The following is a 17681-nucleotide window of genomic DNA, read 5'->3' as shown; positions in this document are numbered from 1 at the left end:
GCGCTGATTATAGACAGAACAAACATAATCTTCATCTGTTTGTGTGCCAACTCGCCATGCCAGGAGATGTTTTCCCTGCTCTGTCACGTTACACTGAAGCTCTGCCATTGGGCAGGATTTGTTGAGTGGTTGCAGAGAATGACAGAAACGACGCCGCATCCGCGGCCTCAGTTACAAAAAAATGGTTTTACGTTTAAGCGATTTTTTATTGCCCACGATCGCTGTGCAATGAAAGTTGGCACCGACGGTATTTTGTTAGGCGCATGGGCACCGGTGGCGGGTGTGCGACGCGTGCTGGATATTGGTAGCGGTAGCGGCCTGATAGCCTTAATGATTGCTCAGCGAACGCCGGATGACGTGCAGATAGATGCGGTTGAGCTGGATGCTGATGCGGCCCAGCAGGCGCAGGAGAATGTGCAGGCCTCGCCCTGGCCATCGCGGGTAACAATCCATCAGGCAGATATCGTGCAATGGGCCGATGCTTGTGAACAACGCTATTCCCTGATCGTCAGCAACCCACCTTATTTTGCTCCCGGTGTGGCCTGTGCCACGCCGCAGCGTGCGACCGCGCGTTCGACCGACACCCTGGATCATCATACTTTGTTGCGCTGTGCCGCCCAGCTAATAGAAGAAGAAGGCTTCTTTTGCGTGGTGCTGCCAGAATCACTGGGCCAAAGTATGATTGAACAGGCGCAGCAAGATGGCTGGCATCTGCGTTTTCGTTATGACGTTGCCGAGTATGCTCAGCGCCCGCCTCATCGTGTGCTATTGGGTTTTTCCCCCTGCATGGGAGAACAACTGATAGAGCGGTTGGCGATACGCGATGAAAACACCCAATACTCGGAGGACTGGTGCAGCCTGACGCGTGATTTCTACCTGTTCATGTAGTGGGGCGGAGCCAGTACCGTCGGAACCGCATCCGGCAGCAAATCCGGATAGTCCGGCGTATAGTGCAGGCCTCGACTCTCTTTACGTTCCAACGCACAACGCACCATCAATTCAGCAACCTGCACCAGATTACGTAACTCCAGCAGGTTGTTGGACAGGCGAAAATTCGCGTAGTACTCGTCTATCTCCTGTTGGAGTAAGTTGATACGACGTAATGCGCGCTCCAGCCGTTTGGTGGTGCGCACAATGCCCATGTAATCCCACATAAACAGCCGCAACTCGTGCCAGTTATGTTGAATCACCACGCGCTCATCGGCGTCATCCACGCGGCTTTCATCCCAGGCAGGCAGGTGATTAACCTGTTCTATACCGGGTAGCCGGCGGATCACATCTTCGGCGGCTGACCAGCCATAGACCAGGCATTCCAGCAACGAATTCGAAGCCATGCGATTGGCGCCATGCAGGCCGGTATAGCTCACCTCACCAATCGCATACAGGCCATCGACATCAGTACGCCCCTGCTGATCAACCATCACTCCGCCGCAGGTATAGTGAGCCGCCGGAACGATCGGGATCGGCTCTTTGGTCAAATCGAGGCCGAAAGTCAGCAATTTTTCATAGATCATCGGGAAATGCGCGCGAATGAAACTGGCCGGCTGATGGCTGATGTCGAGATACATACAGTCCACGCCAAGACGCTTCATCTCATGGTCAATGGCTCGCGCTACGATATCGCGCGGTGCCAGTTCGGCACGGGGATCAAAGTCAGGCATAAAGCGCGTGCCATCCGGGCGCAGTAGCCATGCCCCTTCGCCTCGTAATGCTTCAGTTAACAGGAAATTTTGAGCCTGTGGATGGAACAGACAGGTGGGGTGGAATTGATTGAATTCCAGATTCGCTACCCGACAACCCGCACGCCAGGCCATAGCAATGCCATCGCCGGATGCGACATCCGGGTTGGTGGTGTATTGATACACTTTGGCGGCCCCGCCGGTTGCGAGGATCACCGCGCGCGCCCGGCAGGTTTCAACCTGCTCACGGTTACGGTTCCAGATCCAGGCCCCGACAACCCGACGTGGTCCGGGTACGCCGATTTTATCGGAAAGAATCAGGTCAACAGCATTGGTACGTTCAAGAATGCGGATGTTGGGATGACTGAGGGCCTGGCTAACCAGCGTGGTTTCCACCGCGCGACCGGTGGCGTCAGCGCTGTGCAAAATGCGCCGATGGCTGTGGCCTCCTTCGCGTGTCAGGTGGTAGCGAGCTTCACCATCAGCTTGCGGTTCTTTGTCGAACGCCACGCCATTATCAATCAACCATTGCACGCAGTCGCGTGCGTTACTGGCGATAAAATTGACGGTAGCACGATCGCATAACCCCGCTCCGGCAATCAGCGTATCCTCCACATGCGATTCAATGCTGTCGGTTTCATCGAACACCGCTGCGATGCCGCCTTGTGCGTAGAGCGTTGAACCTTCATTCACCTGCGCTTTACTCAGGACCGTAACCTGATAATGCGGCGCCAGGCGCAGCGCCAGTGACAGGCCAGCAGCGCCGCTGCCGACGATAAGTACGTCGCACTGATAATCGGATTGGGAAGTCATGATGTTTAATTTACTAAACAAAAGGTGTTCAGAGCATAAGCCCGGATGCCAACTCTGTGAAGTATTTTAAACAGGTTTTGTCGAGGAATTCGGCGTTTCCCGGCGATAATTGCGCGATTTCAGTAAGTTATGTCTGAAAATAACCTTTACGTGTTTTTTATACCAAACTTACTGAAAATTCAGGTAATACAGATGAAAATCGTGGCGTCATAGGTTACTCTGCCAGCGATTATCGGTGCCGGATATGAGGCTGCCAGCGCGGCAAATCGCTACACTGAAAGACAATCAACAACAACAGCGTCTGGGTTCCGATACGGAAAATTTTCAGGTCGTGGTGAACTTCATGCCAGAATATGACTCTAAGCGCATGCTTGCTCAGAACAATGAGATGTGCTGGCAGTTCATTTACGCATAAAAAAAGAGTTTGGGGAGACATTACCTCGGATGAGCGAGCAGTTAACGGATCAGGTTCTCGTTGAACGGGTTCAGAAGGGAGATCAAAAGTCATTTAACTTACTGGTGATTCGATACCAGCATAAAGTGGCGAGCCTGGTTTCACGTTATGTCCCATCGGGCGATGTGCCGGATGTGGTACAGGAGTCTTTTATAAAAGCGTATCGCGCACTGGAATCATTCCGTGGCGACAGCGCGTTTTACACATGGCTGTACCGTATTGCGGTGAACACAGCAAAAAATTATCTGGTGGCTCAGGGGCGCCGTCCGCCGTCGAGTGATGTTGACGCAATTGATGCGGAAAACTTCGAAAGTGCGGGTGCATTAAAAGAAATTTCGAACCCTGAGAACTTAATGTTGTCTGACGAACTGAAACAAATTGTTTTTCGTACCATTGAGGCGCTTCCTGAGGATCTTCGTATGGCAATCACCCTCAGAGAACTGGATGGGTTAAGCTACGAAGAGATTGCCGCCATCATGGATTGCCCGGTCGGTACAGTACGTTCTCGTATCTTCCGTGCGCGAGAGGCTATTGATAACAAAGTTCAACCGCTTATCCAACGTCAGTGATAACGGCTACTGGAAGGGTACCAAAGCATGCAGAAAGAAAAACTTTCCGCTTTAATGGATGGTGAAACTTTAGATAACGAGCTACTGGCGTCGTTATCAAGGGATGTGAATCTGCAAAAAAGCTGGGAAAGCTACCATCTAATCCGCGACACCCTGCGGGGCGATGTGGGTGAAGTGCTGCATTTTGATATCTCCGCGCGCGTGGCGGCAGCCATCGAAAATGAACCGGTGCGTAAAGTGACTTCGCTGATTCCGGAAGCACAACCCGAACCGGTGCGCTGGAAGAAAATGCCGTTCTGGCGTAAGTCCGGTTCCTGGACTGCGCAACTGGCGCAGGTTGGCGTAGCAGCCTGTGTATCGTTGGCGGTGATTGTCGGTGTTCAGCACTACAATCAGCCTGCGGGTAGCAACGCAACCGAATCGTCTGATTCGCCAGTGTTTAATACGCTGCCGATGATGGGCAAGGCTTCACCGGTTAGTCTGGGTGTGCCGTCTGATGCGTTTGATACCAACAGTTCAAACCAGCAGGTGCAGGAACAGCGTCGTCGTATCAACGCGATGCTGCAAGATTATGAGCTGCAACGTCGTCTGCATGCCGATCAGGTTCAGTTTGAGAAGAACGATCCGCAACAGGCGCAAGCGAATGTTCCCGGTAATCAGTCGTTAGGAATTCAGCAGCAGTAATGAAGCAGCTTTGGTGTGCCGTTAGCCTGCTGGCAGGCAGCCTGCTTTATACATCTACCGCCCCGGCGCAGACTTCTGCGTCCGGGGCGTTGTTACAGCAGATGGAGCAAGCAAGCCAGTCCCTCAATTATGAATTCGCTTACATCAATGTCTCCCGGCTTGGCATTGAGTCCTTGCGTTATCGCCATGCGGTTATCGACAATCGTATCTTTGCTCAATTGTTGCAGATGGACGGGCCACGTCGTGAGGTGATTCAGCGTGGTAACGATATCAGCTACTTTGAACCCGGCCTTGATCCGTTCTCCTTGCCCGGCAACCATATTGTGGATGCCCTGCCACCGTTGATGTTTGCCGACTTCTCACGCCTGAGCGATGCCTACGATTTCATTCCCGTTGGTCGGTCACGCATCGCTGATCAGTTGTGTGAGGTGGTGCGCATCGTCTCACGCGACGGTTCGCGCTACAGCTATGTGGTGTGGCTGGATGTTGATACCAAGCTGCCGTTACGCATTGACCTGCTGGATCGTGATGGCGAAACGCTGGAACAGTTCCGGGTTATCAGTTTTGCCGTTGATGAAGGTGTGCGCAATCTGATGCAGGGGCTGGAGAAAGCAAATCTGCCGCCAACATTATCATTACCGGCGGGCGATAAAGTGCAGCTCAACTGGCAGCCAACATGGCTTCCGGCAGGGATGACCCTCATCTCTCAGAGTCGCCGAGATATTCCGGCGCTGAATAAAACCGTTGAATCCCGTCTCTACAGCGATGGCCTGTTTAGTTTTGCGATTAACATTACTCCCGCAGATAAAAACAGCGTGGCGCAGACATTGCGCACTGGGCGTCGTACGGTGCAGACTGAAGTGCGCAATAATAACGAGATTACCGTGGTGGGTGAGATTCCACCGACCACAGCAAAACGTATTGCGGACAGCATTGATTCGGGATCAGCAAAATGATGAGAGAATGGGCCACTGTGGTGGCGTGGAAAGAGGGTATCGCGACGCTACATACCGAAGCGAAAACCTCCTGCAACAGTTGCTCGGCGCGTAAAGGTTGCGGCAGCCATATGCTGAATAAGCTGGGGCCGAAAAATGCGCATGTGATGGAGATCGCCAGCCCCGAACCGTTGCAGCCAGGTCAGCGTATCGAATTGGGGATTCGCGAAAGCAGTTTGTTAGGCTCAGCACTGCTGGTTTATATGACGCCGCTGTTTGGCCTGTTTTTGGTCGCAGGTCTGTTTCAGATGCTGTTCCATAGCGATCTGGCTTCCGCCTGTGGCGCGCTGTTGGGTGGAGTGGGTGGCTTTATTGTGGCAAAAGGCGTTTCATCGGTGTTTGGTGAGCGTGAGGCTTTTCAGCCGGTAATCCTCAATATTGCTTTGCCTCCTGATGCCATGCGGGTTGAAACTGAAGTTTGATACTTGCCGGGCCGCGTCGAACGCGGCCTTTTTCACGGCGTTTAGCCGCTGAAATCTGTTGCGATTCCCCGCAGTTCCATTCTTTAACGCAAGGCGTTAACAGTGTAATATGCGTCGTCATTAATGAGGCTGACAGGTTTCCAGGTAAAACTCCATTTCCTGAATATGTCTGTGCTCAAGTATTCAACTGATATTCTACGTGAAGATATTCATATAAATGAAGCACATACGAAATTTCTCCATCATCGCTCATATCGACCACGGCAAATCGACGCTGTCAGACCGTTTGATTCAAATTTGTGGTGGCCTGAGCGATCGTGAGATGGCGGCGCAGGTTCTGGATTCAATGGATCTGGAGCGTGAACGCGGCATTACCATTAAGGCGCAGAGTGTAACGCTCGATTACAAAGCGCTGAACGGTGAAACTTACCAGCTCAATTTTATCGATACTCCCGGACACGTTGACTTCTCTTATGAAGTATCCCGCTCTCTGGCGGCCTGTGAAGGGGCGTTACTGGTGGTCGATGCAGGCCAGGGCGTAGAAGCACAGACGCTGGCGAACTGCTATACCGCCATGGAAATGGATCTGGAAGTGGTACCGGTATTGAACAAGATCGACCTGCCTGCGGCCGACCCGGAGCGCGTGGCGGAAGAGATTGAAGATATCGTCGGTATTGATGCGACTGACGCCGTACGCTGTTCAGCGAAGACCGGCGTGGGTGTTCCGGATGTGCTGGAACGCCTGGTGCGCGATATTCCGCCGCCGGAAGGCGATCCAGAAGGCCCATTGCAGGCGCTGATTATCGACTCATGGTTCGATAACTATCTTGGCGTTGTGTCACTGATTCGTATTAAGAACGGCACCCTGCGCAAAGGCGATAAAGTTAAAGTGATCAGCACCGGTCAGGTGTACAACGCCGATCGTCTGGGGATTTTCACCCCGAAACAGGTTGATCGTACCGAGCTGAAATGTGGCGAGGTAGGTTGGCTGGTTTGTGCAATCAAAGACATCCTCGGCGCACCGGTGGGCGATACCCTGACGCTGCAACGTAACCCGGCGGATAAAGCGCTGCCAGGCTTTAAAAAAGTGAAGCCGCAGGTCTATGCCGGTCTGTTCCCGGTCAGCTCTGATGATTATGAAGCTTTCCGCGATGCGCTGGGCAAACTGAGCCTGAACGATGCGTCACTGTTCTATGAGCCAGAAAGCTCCACGGCGTTGGGCTTTGGCTTCCGCTGTGGCTTCCTTGGCCTGCTGCATATGGAGATCATCCAGGAACGTCTGGAGCGTGAATACGATCTCGATCTGATCACCACCGCACCGACCGTGGTGTATGAAGTGGAAACCACAGATGGCGAAGTGGTGTATGTTGACAGCCCGTCTAAGCTGCCGCCGCTGAATAATATTGAAGAACTGCGTGAACCGATCGCCGAGTGTCATATGCTGCTGCCGCAGGAGTTCCTCGGCAACGTCATTACGCTCTGTATCGAGAAACGTGGTGTTCAGACAAATATGGTTTACCACGGTAACCAGGTTGCGCTGACTTACGAAATCCCGATGGCGGAAGTGGTTCTCGACTTCTTTGACCGTCTGAAATCAACGTCGCGCGGCTATGCTTCACTGGATTATAACTTCAAACGTTTCCAGGCCTCTGACATGGTGCGTGTCGACGTGCTGATCAACTCAGAACGTGTCGATGCGCTGGCGCTGATTACTCACCGTGATAACTCGCAATATCGTGGCCGTGAGCTGGTGGAAAAGATGAAAGATCTGATCCCACGCCAGCAGTTCGATATCGCGATTCAGGCAGCAATCGGCAACCACATTATCGCTCGCTCAACAGTCAAGCAGCTGCGTAAAAACGTTCTGGCGAAATGCTATGGCGGTGACGTTAGCCGTAAGAAAAAACTGTTGCAGAAGCAGAAGGAAGGTAAGAAGCGAATGAAGCAGGTCGGTAACGTTGAACTGCCGCAGGAAGCATTCCTTGCCATTCTGCATGTCGGTAAAGACAGCAAATAAGGAACCTCAATGGCTAATATGTTCGCCCTGATTCTGGCGATCGCGACGCTGGTAACGGGTGTTATCTGGTGTATTGATCGTTTTAAGTGGGCACCGGCGCGTCGTGCGAAGCAGGTTGCCGCACAGGCGCAGGCAGGTAATACGCTGGACAGCAAAACGCTGGCGAAAGTCTCTCCGCAACCCGGTTGGGTGGAAACCGCAGCGTCGGTTTTCCCGGTGCTGGCAGTGGTATTTATCGTTCGGTCATTCGTTTATGAGCCATTCCAGATCCCGTCTGGCTCGATGATGCCGACGCTGCTGATCGGTGACTTTATCCTGGTGGAGAAATTTGCCTACGGCCTGAAAGATCCGATCACCCAAACGACGCTGATCCCGACCGGTCATCCACAGCGCGGCGACATCGCGGTATTCAAATACCCGAAGGATCCGAGCATGGATTACATCAAACGCGTAATTGGTCTGCCGGGCGACAAAGTGGTTTACGATCCGTACAGCAAAACCCTGACGGTGAATCCGGGTTGTGGCAACGGAAAATGTGACACTGCGCTGCCAATCACCTATACCAATATCGAGCCAAGCAGCTTTATTCAGACCTTCAGCGGTTTTGATGGCAACGAAACCGGTAATGGTTTCTTCCAGGTACCGCAGGGCGAAACGATGCGCGGCGGCTTACGTCTTGGTACACGTAAAGAGACGTTGGGCAGCGTAACGCACGATATCCTGTTGGTTAACGAAGCACAGAGTCAGGCGAGCATGTATTACCAGCAGCCAGGCCAGCCTCAGTCGACCTGGATTGTGCCGCAGGGGCAATATTTCATGATGGGCGATAACCGTGATAACAGCGCCGACAGCCGCTACTGGGGCTTTGTACCCGAGCGCAACCTGGTCGGTAAAGCGGTCGCTATCTGGATGAGCTTTGAGAAACAAGAAGGACAGTGGCCTACCGGCGTGCGCTTAAGTCGCATTGGCGGTATTCACTGATAAACGGTTGGCTCCCTGCGGGGAGCCACTGCACACGAAACGGAACGTGTTGGAACCTCAGCCCTGTTTCGTATGCAGAGTGACAGAAGCACAAAAGAACTGGAATCGCATGAACCCCATCCTCATTAACAAGTTGCAGCGCAAACTGGGCTACACTTTTACTCATCCGGAATTGTTGCAACAGGCTCTGACTCACCGCAGCGCCAGCAGTAAACACAACGAGCGTCTTGAATTTCTTGGCGATTCAATTCTCAGCTATGTCATTGCTAATGCGCTGTATCACCGCTTTCCGCGGGTTGATGAAGGCGACATGAGCCGTATGCGTGCGACACTGGTACGTGGAAATACGTTGGCAGAAATGGCGCGTGAGTTTGATCTTGGCGAGTGTTTACGTCTGGGGCCAGGTGAACTGAAAAGCGGCGGCTTCCGTCGCGAATCGATTCTTGCTGATACGGTGGAAGCGCTGATTGGCGGCATTTTCCTCGACAGCAATATTCAGACCGTCGAAAAGCTAATTCTCGACTGGTATCAAACGCGACTGGAACAGATCAGTCCGGGCGATAAACAAAAAGATCCAAAAACGCGCCTGCAAGAGTTTTTGCAGGGACGCCATCTGCCGCTGCCTTCGTATCTGGTAGTGCAGGTGCGTGGTGAAGCCCACGACCAGGAATTTACCATTCACTGTCAGGTGAGTGGCATGGCTGAGCCGGTGGTGGGCGTAGGTTCCAGCCGCCGTAAAGCAGAACAGGCCGCCGCCGAACAGGCGTTGATTAAACTCGGCCTTGAATAGTCACATCGCAGCACCCTGACCGGTGCTGATTAAGTCAGGACTCGAATGAGCGAACACGAAACTTATTGCGGCTTTGTCGCGATTGTTGGCCGACCCAACGTCGGCAAATCCACCTTGCTGAACCAGTTGCTGGGGCAGAAGGTGTCGATCACCTCGCGCAAGCCGCAAACCACGCGTCACCGCATCATGGGTATCCATACTGAAGGGCCATACCAGGCTATCTATGTGGACACGCCCGGATTGCACATGGAAGAGAAGCGGGCGATTAACCGCCTGATGAACCGTGCTGCCAGCAGCTCCATCGGTGATGTTGAACTGGTAATTTTCGTGGTTGATGGCACACGCTGGACGCCAGATGACGAAATGGTGCTGAACAAGCTGCGTGACGGCAAAGTGCCGGTAGTACTGGCGGTGAACAAGGTGGATAACATCCAGGATAAAAGCATCCTGCTGCCACATCTCCAGTTCCTCGGTCAGCAGATGAACTTCACGGATATCGTCCCAATCTCGGCTGAGACGGGTAAAAACGTTGACACCATTGCGGCCATCGTACGCAAGCGTCTGCCCAAAGCGGAACATCACTTCCCGGAAGAGTACATCACCGATCGTTCGCAGCGCTTTATGGCGTCCGAGATCATCCGTGAAAAACTGATGCGTTTCCTCGGTGCAGAGCTGCCGTATTCCGTTACCGTTGAGATTGAAAAGTTCGAGACTAACGAGCGCGGTGGCTATGATATCAGCGGCCTGATTCTGGTCGAACGCGATGGTCAGAAGAAAATGGTGATTGGCAACAAAGGTGCCAAAATCAAAACCATTGGTATCGAAGCGCGTAGAGATATGGAAGAGATGTTCGAGGCCAAAGTTCACCTCGAGCTGTGGGTGAAGGTGAAATCTGGCTGGGCGGATGACGAACGTGCGCTGCGCAGTCTGGGTTATGTAGACGACCTCTAACCGATGGAAGGCTGGCAACGCGCCTTTGTGCTGCATAGTCGCCCCTACAGCGAAACCAGCCTGCTGCTCGATCTGTTTAGCGAAAGCGAAGGGCGTGTGCGTGTCCTTGCCAAAGGCGCACGTTCACGTCGTTCACAACTCAAGGGGGCGTTACAACCTTTTACCCCCTTGCTGGTACGCTGGGGCGGGCGCGGCGAAGTCAAAACGCTGCGTAACGCTGAAGCGGTATCGCTGGCACTCCCCCTGAGTGGCATCACGCTCTACTGCGGTCTGTACGTCAATGAACTGCTGTCGCGGGTGCTGGAGCAGGAAATCCCTTTCTCTGACCTCTTCTTCGATTACCTGAATTGTATCCAGGCGCTTGCCGCCGTCAGCGGCACGCCGGAGCCAGCTTTGCGTCGTTTCGAACTGGCGCTACTCGGACATCTGGGATACGGCGTTGATTTCCTGCACTGCGCGGGCAGTGGCGAAGCGGTGGATGATGGTATGACCTACAGCTACCGTGATGAGAAAGGTTTCATTGCCAGCCTGGTGGTCAATCAGCGTAGTTTTACCGGTCGCCAGTTGCGGGCGCTGTGGTCACGCGAGTTCCCTGATGCCGATAGCCTGCGAGCCGCCAAACGCTTTACCCGAATGGCGCTGAAGCCCTATCTGGGCGGCAAACCGCTTAAAAGTCAGGAACTCTTTCGCCAGTTTGTACCGAAAAAGAAGCCGGATGCGTCGAGCGAATGATGCCAGTCCTGCCGCTACGCGGTACACTGTAAACTCACTAACCCTGGTTAAGGATTGTCATGGCTGAGTTGCTGTTAGGGGTCAACATTGACCACATCGCCACCGTACGTAACGCGCGTGGCACGAATTATCCCGATCCGGTGCAGGCTGCATTTATTTCTGAACAGGCGGGTGCGGATGGTATTACCGTGCATCTGCGTGAAGACCGCCGTCATATCACCGATCGTGACGTCCGTATTCTGCGCGATACCATCCAGACGCGTATGAATCTGGAAATGGCGGTGACCGATGAGATGGTTGGCATTGCCTGTGACATCAAACCACACTTTTGCTGCCTGGTGCCGGAAAAACGTCAGGAAGTGACCACTGAAGGCGGTCTTGATGTGGCGGGTCAGCAGGACAAAATCAATGCCGCGGTTAAACAGCTGAGCGAGGCGGGAATTCTGGTGTCATTGTTTATCGATGCCGATCACCGCCAAATCGAAGCCGCCGTGGCGAGCGGTGCACCTTACATTGAAATTCACACCGGTGCGTATGCGGAAGCACCCGAAGGTCTGGCACGCGATGCCGAGCTGGAGCGCATTCGTAAAGCAGCCACCTTTGCAGCCAGTCTCGGCCTGAAAGTGAATGCCGGGCACGGTCTGACCTACCATAACGTGCTGCCGATTGCGGCGCTGCCGGAAATGCATGAACTGAATATCGGTCATGCCATTATTGGTCGCGCGGTGATGAGTGGTCTGGCTGAGGCGGTCAAAGAGATGAAGTTACTGATGCGGGAAGCGCGTCGTTAATGGCTATTCTCGGACTGGGCACCGATATTGTTGAAATCGAGCGCATTGCCGGGGTGATTGAACGTTCCGGCGACCGACTGGCGCGTCGTGTGCTGAGCGAAGCCGAGTGGCAGCAATATCAAACACACCAGCAGCCAGTGCGTTTTCTGGCGAAGCGTTTTGCGGTGAAAGAAGCCGCAGCCAAAGCGTTTGGCACCGGTATCCGTGGTGGTCTGGCGTTCAATCAGTTTGAGGTTTATAACGATGCGCTGGGCAAACCGGGGCTGCGTTTTTTCCAGCATGCCGCTGACATTGCCCGTCAACTCGGGGTGCAGCATGTGCACGTCACGCTGGCGGATGAGCGCCATTACGCCTGTGCCACGGTGATTATCGAGAATTAGTGGTATAGCTCCACAAATTTCTCCCACAGCGCCTCGCGGCTTTCGGGGTGCTGTGGATCGGGAATGATGGTGTTATCAATGGGGCACACGCTCAGGCACGTTGGCACATCATAATGACCGACACATTCGGTGCAGCGGTCGCTATCGATCTGGTAAATGGCATCCCCGAGGCTGATGGCCTGGTTAGGGCACTCCGGTTCGCACATGTCACAGTTGATACAACGCTGGGTAATCAGTAAAGCCATGATCTGTTGAATTTCTGGTTAATGGGTAGTAATAAGCCGCGCACCTTACCATAATTTAATCTTTGCCCCAATCTGAAGTCCGTTTTTTCTTCATCAGTTTTGCGCTAGCGCAAAACGCTGATATCTATTTAATTTCAGTGATAATGTGATGAATTTTACGGTGAATTTTTATCAGGCGAATAATCTCAATGTTTTTTCATGTTTACTAATGAAAGCATAATGGGTGTTTTGAGTTAGCATCTGTGGCATCAAGGATGAGTTAGATGGATTGAAAATGGATGCCTCGGCTGAATTAATCAGGCTGCGTCACGCTGGTGATAAGTCCCATATTGATTTAAGTTATATAACCCACTTTTATTGCAATCAGGAATCTATCGATTCCGTATTATCGCTGTTGAAAAGGTATGAGACCTATCCAGATGGGTTATTGGATCGGGTTGAGTTTATTATTGTAGATGACGGCTCACCAATTGCCTACGATATTCCTGAGCTGAATATTAATTTCACCTGGTTGCGTATTACGACTGATATTCAATGGAATCAGGGTGGGGCGCGTAATCTGGGGGTGACCTATGCCAAATCTGATAAGATCTTAATATCGGATCTCGACCACGCTTTCCCGGCAGCCACGCTGACTTCTCTGGCGAACATGGCAAACCCGGGACGGCGTTTCTACAAACTGTGTCGCAAGCGTGCGGATGGGACATACTATAAAGGCCATGCCAATCTTTTTTTTATGAGCCGCGCCCGCTTCTTACGCTTTTATGGTTATGATGAAGAATATTGTGGTCACTATGGCGCAGAAGATTATCGATTTGTGAAATACCAGAAATATCAGGGTTCGCAACAACGTTATATGCCAAAGGATATTTGGTGTTATGAACGCTCTCTGGATAGAGCAAAAACCTACCACAGTTTAGAGCGCGATTTATCGGTTAATACGCCCGTCGATTTACGCAAGAAGCAGGAATGTGACACTTTCGGCAAGGAGTTTGGTCACAGTCGGCTGTTTCTTAATTTTAACTGGGTTAAAGTGAAAAGCCATTGCCGACAGTCAATCACGGCACCAAAAATAAGAAAATATTGGCGTCCCTTATGGTGGTGGCGTTGGTTATGCGCGTACGCAGCGCGATAGAAATAATCAATCACCTTACTCGTAGCGGCGCGATTTATCGCGCTTTCTGACCACAACGTCAAAATCAAAAGCGCGATAAATCGCGCCGCTACATATCCGGCACGGTTTACACCAGTTTTTTCACCAATTCTTCGCTATGACGAATATGGCTGGAGGCGCGTTCCGGGTCGTTCTGCACCAACGCCATAAACAACAGGTCAGTCAGAGCGAGTTGGGCGCTGGTTGAGGAAATTGCCGCACTACGCGTACTTTGTTCCTCCGCAACGGTATACAGACAATGGGTAGCGCACTGCTGCAAGGTATTGGGGGTAAAGCCGGTAAATGCCAGCACATCCGCGCCGGTCTGGGCCGCTTCCTGCGCTGCCAGGTTGATTTCGCGCCGTTCACCGGTGTACGAAATGGCGAGCAACACATCTCCGGCAGTCATCGCCTGCACACTGGCAAGCAACGCATGCATATCCTGCTCGGCCACCGCGTTGATGCCAATTTTCATCAACTTCCACGAAAAATCTTTGGCGACCAAACCGGATGCACCAATTCCCACCAGCAGAATGCGATTGGCATTTTTCAGCAACTGCAATGTCTGAAGCAGCATCTCTTCACTGTTAATATCCAGCGTGGCGCGAATTGCCGAGATTTTCTCCGCCAACAGTTTTTCACCCACCACTTTCAGTGGGTCATCGCTGAGAATATGGTTGTGCACGGTGATGGCATCACGATCGGCCAGCGACTCACTCAGGGCCAGCTTTAATGCCGGAAAACCTTTATAGCCCAGTTTCTGGGCAAACTTGACCACGCTGGACTGGCTGACGCCGGATTCTTCCGCCAGTTTTTGCGAACTCAGATGCCGTGCGCGATCTGGCTGCGACAATAAAAAATCCGCCAAACGACGCTCGTTAAGCGCCAGGCGCGGATAAAGCTGACGAATCCGCAGCAATGAACTCATGTCCGATCCTTAATTCAGAACGTAAGGCGTTTTTAGTCTGATCCCGGCGACCAGGAATGTCGCATGACAGACTACCGACCAAGAGAATAAACTATTCAGCTGGCATTGTAGTCATTGGAATTAAAAATGACACTTTTCACCCCCGACCGCGGATGCTGGCTACACTGTAAGGCACATGCGGCAGAATACCAGGAGAGTAGGTTGACAAAGGGTACGCAACGACGCGTGGTGTTTTTTGATCTCGACGGCACGCTACATCAGCAGGATATGTTCGGTACGTTTATGCGTTATCTGCTGAGACATCAGCCGCTGAATCTTTTGCTGGTGCTGCCATTGTTGCCGGTGATCGGCGCAGGACTGCTGTGGAAAGGCCGTGCCGCACGTTGGCCGATGAGCTTGTTATTATGGGCGATCACCTTTGGCCACAGTGAAAAGCGTCTGGTGCAGCGCGAAGCCGAGTTTGCCGATTGGTTTCGTCAGCGCGTCACCGCATTTCCGGTGGTACAGCAACGCCTGACTGATTATCTCAGTAGCGATGATGCGGATGTCTGGTTAATCACCGGCTCCCCCCAATCGCTGGTGGAGCAGGTCTATTTCGATTCGTCATTTCTGCCGCGTGTGCAGCTGATTGCCAGTCAGATGAAACCAGGCCGTGGTGGACGGGTGCTGGCGATGCGTTGTCTGGGGCATGAAAAAGTGGCGCAACTGGAGGAGAAAATCGGTACACCTCTCCAGTTATACAGTGGCTACAGCGACAGTAAACAGGACAACCCGCTGTTGTTCTTTTGCCAGCACCGCTGGCGTGTCACCCCGCAGGGTAACCTGCAACAACTGGAATAACCCATCGTTTCCGTTATAATGCGCCGCCTTTACAACCCGCAGGAGCTGCCCGGTGAACCCACAGACAGATGAATACTGGATGCGTCACGCATTGCGTCTCGCACGGCTGGCGTGGGAGCAGGGTGAAGTGCCGGTTGGCGCGGTTCTGGTGCAGGGCGATACGGTGATTGGTGAAGGCTGGAACCGACCAATTGGTCAGCATGATCCCACGGCACATGCGGAAATCATGGCGCTACGTCAGGGCGGCAAAGTGCTGGAAAACTATCGCCTGCTGGATACTACCTTATACGTCACGCTTGAACCCTGCGTAATGTGTGCCGGGGCGATGGTACACAGCCGGATTACCCGGCTGGTCTATGGCGCAAAAGATGAAAAAACCGGTGCTGCGGGTTCACTGCTGGATGTGATTGGTCATCCCGGGATGAACCACCAGATTCAGATCGATTCTGGTGTGTTGGCGGAGGAGTGCGCAGCGATGCTGAGTGACTTTTTTCGCATGCGGCGCGAGCAAAAGAAAGCACTGCGCCAGGCGCAGCGCGACGCCGGTTAATTCATCGCAATTTTGGGTTCGACCGCCGGGTAACCGGCCCCCAGTTCTGCTTCCATAGCGGATTGTTGTGCCAGCCGCTTCTCCTGTTCCTGTAAGTAACCCTCAAGGCTTATCTGATACTTACGGATATTCTCGACGTAATTGTACGCCTCATGGCCGCGCGCATAGCCGTAGGTGGTCTGGGCGTAGTAACGTTTCTGGCTCAGCATCGGTAAACGCAACTTCACGTCAGCCCAACTGTCCGGGTTGCCGCCTTGTTTGGCGGTCAGCTTACGTGCATCCAGCATGTGGGCGTAACCCATGTTATAGGCAGCCAGCGCAAACCAGATACGTTCATCGTCCGGGATGGTCGTGGGAACCTTTTCAATCATTCGTTGCAGATATTCGCTGCCGCCACGAATGCTTTGCTCGGGGTCAAGCCGATCGGCAACGTCGAGGCTATCGGCGGTATTGCGCGTCAGCATCATCATACCGCGTACGCCGGTAGGCGAGGTTGCCTGCGGATTCCAGTGCGACTCCTGATAAGATATAGCTGCCAGTAAGCGCCAGTCGATGCTGGAAGCATACTTTTCAAATAACGGCTTAATATCCGGCAACGTGTTGTCGATGGCACGCAGGAAGGTGCGGGTATCGACATAATCAAAGGTGCCGACGTGACCGAGGTACTTCTCTTCCAGTCGCGCCATCGTGCCTTCTTCACCCATTTGGCTATAGAAGTCGAGCATCGCTGCGTTCAGGCTGTCATCCTGCTCATCGCGTGGCAGATACCAGGTGACCGGCTCTTCGTCGGTGATATCAAAGGCGACCGCCAGCTGGGGATGGATGCGTTGCAAAAGGCCGATCGTGACAGAATCCCCCACGGTGTAATCCAGCTTGCCATCCGCCACGGCTTCCAGCAGCGCTTTTTGCCCCTGATCGGCAGCAATTGACCAATCGAGATCGGGATAATGGTCAGCTTTAGCGGAACGCAAAGTTGACAGGTACGCCGATCCGGACTGCACAACCAGCCGGCCTTTCAGGTCACCGAGATTTTTAGGTCGCGGCTTATCAATGCGGTACACCAGCTGTTGCGATACCGAATAGTAACTCGGTCCGGTCTGATAACGGGCGATGCGATCGTTGTTGTAGATCAGGCCCGCCGCCAGCAAATCCGCTTTACCATCATCGAGATCGTCAAACAGGTCACCGAGGTTCGGACGTACCGTTACCTCAAGTTTGACGCCCAGATAATCGGCGAAGCGTTTCGCCAGCTCGTAGTCCATACCGGCTGGTGCATTATTGACGGTGTAGTATGTCAGCGGGGAGTTAACAGTACTGATGCGCAGCACTCCCCGTGATTTGATCTGCGATATCGCGTCTTTACCACCCCCGTACCAGGGGATAGAAGGCCACAGTGCCAGCGCAAGCAGCACGGTGATCAGACCGATGAACAGATAGTTTAATTTCAGGCGTTTCAAATAGTTGTCTCTCGCTGGCTCTAAGGCCTCTGTCTTTAATAGGCAGTATTGATCTTCTTTGAACTCCCAGAGCGAAGGGCATTTTGCGCAACAAAGTGAGTCGGAGCAACTTATATAGCAAGATTTGCGCAATTTTCAGGCAAATACTAAGACTCATAAATTCTGCGCAAACGGTTTCGTAACCGGTGCCGTTTCTCTATAATACGCCCCGTTTTCCCTGTTGCGCCCAATGAAGCGTCGCCCGGCGCTT

General features: G+C 52.9%; 19 protein-coding genes. 15 read left to right on the top strand and 4 right to left on the bottom strand.

Going from position 1 to position 17681, the window contains the following annotated elements; translation table 11 throughout:
* Positions 1-138 precede the first annotated feature (138 nt).
* Positions 139-888: a tRNA(1)(Val) (adenine(37)-N(6))-methyltransferase TrmN gene (gene trmN / locus AC6I8R_RS15625; protein WP_021184392.1), complete on the top strand. Its 750-nt coding sequence runs from the start codon at positions 139-141 to the stop codon at positions 886-888.
* Here the strand turns inward: trmN and nadB are convergent.
* Positions 873-2492, bottom strand: a complete 1620-nt coding sequence (gene nadB, locus AC6I8R_RS15620) for an L-aspartate oxidase (protein ID WP_497832556.1) — start codon at positions 2490-2492, stop codon at positions 873-875. The two genes, trmN and nadB, sit on opposite strands and share 16 nt — an antisense overlap.
* A gap of 444 nt (positions 2493-2936) precedes the next feature.
* On the opposite strand from nadB, the gene rpoE reads away from it, so the two are divergent.
* From rpoE to acpS, 11 genes are all read left to right on the top strand, one after another.
* A complete protein-coding gene (rpoE, locus tag AC6I8R_RS15615) occupies positions 2937-3515 on the top strand; it encodes an RNA polymerase sigma factor RpoE (RefSeq protein ID WP_010617748.1) in 579 nt (192 codons plus the stop codon).
* Positions 3516-3542: 27 nt separating this feature from the next.
* A complete protein-coding gene (rseA, locus tag AC6I8R_RS15610) occupies positions 3543-4199 on the top strand; it encodes an anti-sigma-E factor RseA (RefSeq protein WP_021184389.1) in 657 nt (218 codons plus the stop codon).
* Complete coding sequence (gene rseB, locus AC6I8R_RS15605) at positions 4199-5155, top strand: sigma-E factor regulatory protein RseB (RefSeq protein ID WP_021184388.1); 957 nt, start codon at positions 4199-4201, stop codon at positions 5153-5155. Before rseA ends, rseB begins: the two co-directional genes overlap by 1 nt.
* Positions 5152-5616 (top strand): SoxR-reducing system protein RseC, encoded by a 465-nt coding sequence (gene rseC, locus AC6I8R_RS15600; protein ID WP_021184387.1) that lies wholly within the window; start codon positions 5152-5154, stop codon positions 5614-5616. Before rseB ends, rseC begins: the two co-directional genes overlap by 4 nt.
* A 217-nt stretch (positions 5617-5833) precedes the next feature.
* Positions 5834-7633, top strand: coding sequence for a translation elongation factor 4 (gene lepA, locus AC6I8R_RS15595; protein ID WP_021184386.1), 1800 nt, complete (start codon positions 5834-5836; stop codon positions 7631-7633).
* 9 nt (positions 7634-7642) lie between these two features.
* Positions 7643-8614 (top strand): signal peptidase I, encoded by a 972-nt coding sequence (gene lepB, locus AC6I8R_RS15590; RefSeq protein WP_021184385.1) that lies wholly within the window; start codon positions 7643-7645, stop codon positions 8612-8614.
* Between the two features lie 109 nt (positions 8615-8723).
* Complete coding sequence (gene rnc, locus AC6I8R_RS15585; protein ID WP_021184384.1) at positions 8724-9404, top strand: ribonuclease III; 681 nt, start codon at positions 8724-8726, stop codon at positions 9402-9404.
* Between the two features lie 45 nt (positions 9405-9449).
* Entirely contained in the window at positions 9450-10355 is a 906-nt protein-coding gene (era, locus tag AC6I8R_RS15580) for a GTPase Era (RefSeq protein WP_021184383.1), read from the top strand.
* 3 nt (positions 10356-10358) lie between these two features.
* Positions 10359-11087 (top strand): DNA repair protein RecO, encoded by a 729-nt coding sequence (gene recO, locus AC6I8R_RS15575; RefSeq protein ID WP_497832555.1) that lies wholly within the window; start codon positions 10359-10361, stop codon positions 11085-11087.
* Between the two features lie 59 nt (positions 11088-11146).
* A complete protein-coding gene (pdxJ, locus tag AC6I8R_RS15570; protein ID WP_021184381.1) occupies positions 11147-11878 on the top strand; it encodes a pyridoxine 5'-phosphate synthase in 732 nt (243 codons plus the stop codon).
* Positions 11878-12258: a holo-ACP synthase gene (gene acpS, locus AC6I8R_RS15565; RefSeq protein WP_021184380.1), complete on the top strand. Its 381-nt coding sequence runs from the start codon at positions 11878-11880 to the stop codon at positions 12256-12258. Before pdxJ ends, acpS begins: the two co-directional genes overlap by 1 nt.
* Here the strand turns inward: acpS and AC6I8R_RS15560 are convergent.
* Positions 12255-12503 (bottom strand): YfhL family 4Fe-4S dicluster ferredoxin, encoded by a 249-nt coding sequence (locus AC6I8R_RS15560; protein ID WP_497832554.1) that lies wholly within the window; start codon positions 12501-12503, stop codon positions 12255-12257. The two genes, acpS and AC6I8R_RS15560, sit on opposite strands and share 4 nt — an antisense overlap.
* A 274-nt stretch (positions 12504-12777) precedes the next feature.
* On the opposite strand from AC6I8R_RS15560, the gene AC6I8R_RS15555 reads away from it, so the two are divergent.
* Positions 12778-13638 (top strand): glycosyltransferase family A protein, encoded by an 861-nt coding sequence (locus AC6I8R_RS15555; RefSeq protein ID WP_497832553.1) that lies wholly within the window; start codon positions 12778-12780, stop codon positions 13636-13638.
* A 106-nt stretch (positions 13639-13744) separates the two neighbouring features.
* Here AC6I8R_RS15555 and AC6I8R_RS15550 read toward each other — a convergent pair whose 3' ends face one another.
* Entirely contained in the window at positions 13745-14584 is an 840-nt protein-coding gene (locus AC6I8R_RS15550) for a MurR/RpiR family transcriptional regulator (protein WP_021184377.1), read from the bottom strand.
* A gap of 201 nt (positions 14585-14785) precedes the next feature.
* Between AC6I8R_RS15550 and yfhb the strand changes: the two genes are divergently transcribed.
* Together yfhb and tadA are read left to right on the top strand one after the other, a co-directional pair.
* A complete protein-coding gene (gene yfhb, locus AC6I8R_RS15545) occupies positions 14786-15424 on the top strand; it encodes a phosphatidylglycerophosphatase C (protein ID WP_021184376.1) in 639 nt (212 codons plus the stop codon).
* Positions 15425-15476: 52 nt separating this feature from the next.
* Positions 15477-15974, top strand: a complete 498-nt coding sequence (tadA, locus tag AC6I8R_RS15540; RefSeq protein WP_021184375.1) for a tRNA adenosine(34) deaminase TadA — start codon at positions 15477-15479, stop codon at positions 15972-15974.
* On the opposite strand, the gene mltF is transcribed toward tadA, so the two are convergent.
* Complete coding sequence (mltF, locus tag AC6I8R_RS15535) at positions 15971-17431, bottom strand: membrane-bound lytic murein transglycosylase MltF (protein ID WP_021184374.1); 1461 nt, start codon at positions 17429-17431, stop codon at positions 15971-15973. The two genes, tadA and mltF, sit on opposite strands and share 4 nt — an antisense overlap.
* Positions 17432-17681 lie beyond the last annotated feature (250 nt).

Source organism: Pantoea sp. X-Soil-OKNW-713 (assembly GCF_059730685.1).
The sequence above is the reverse complement of the archived record's forward strand: the minus strand, read 5'-3'. Positions and strand labels throughout refer to the sequence as shown.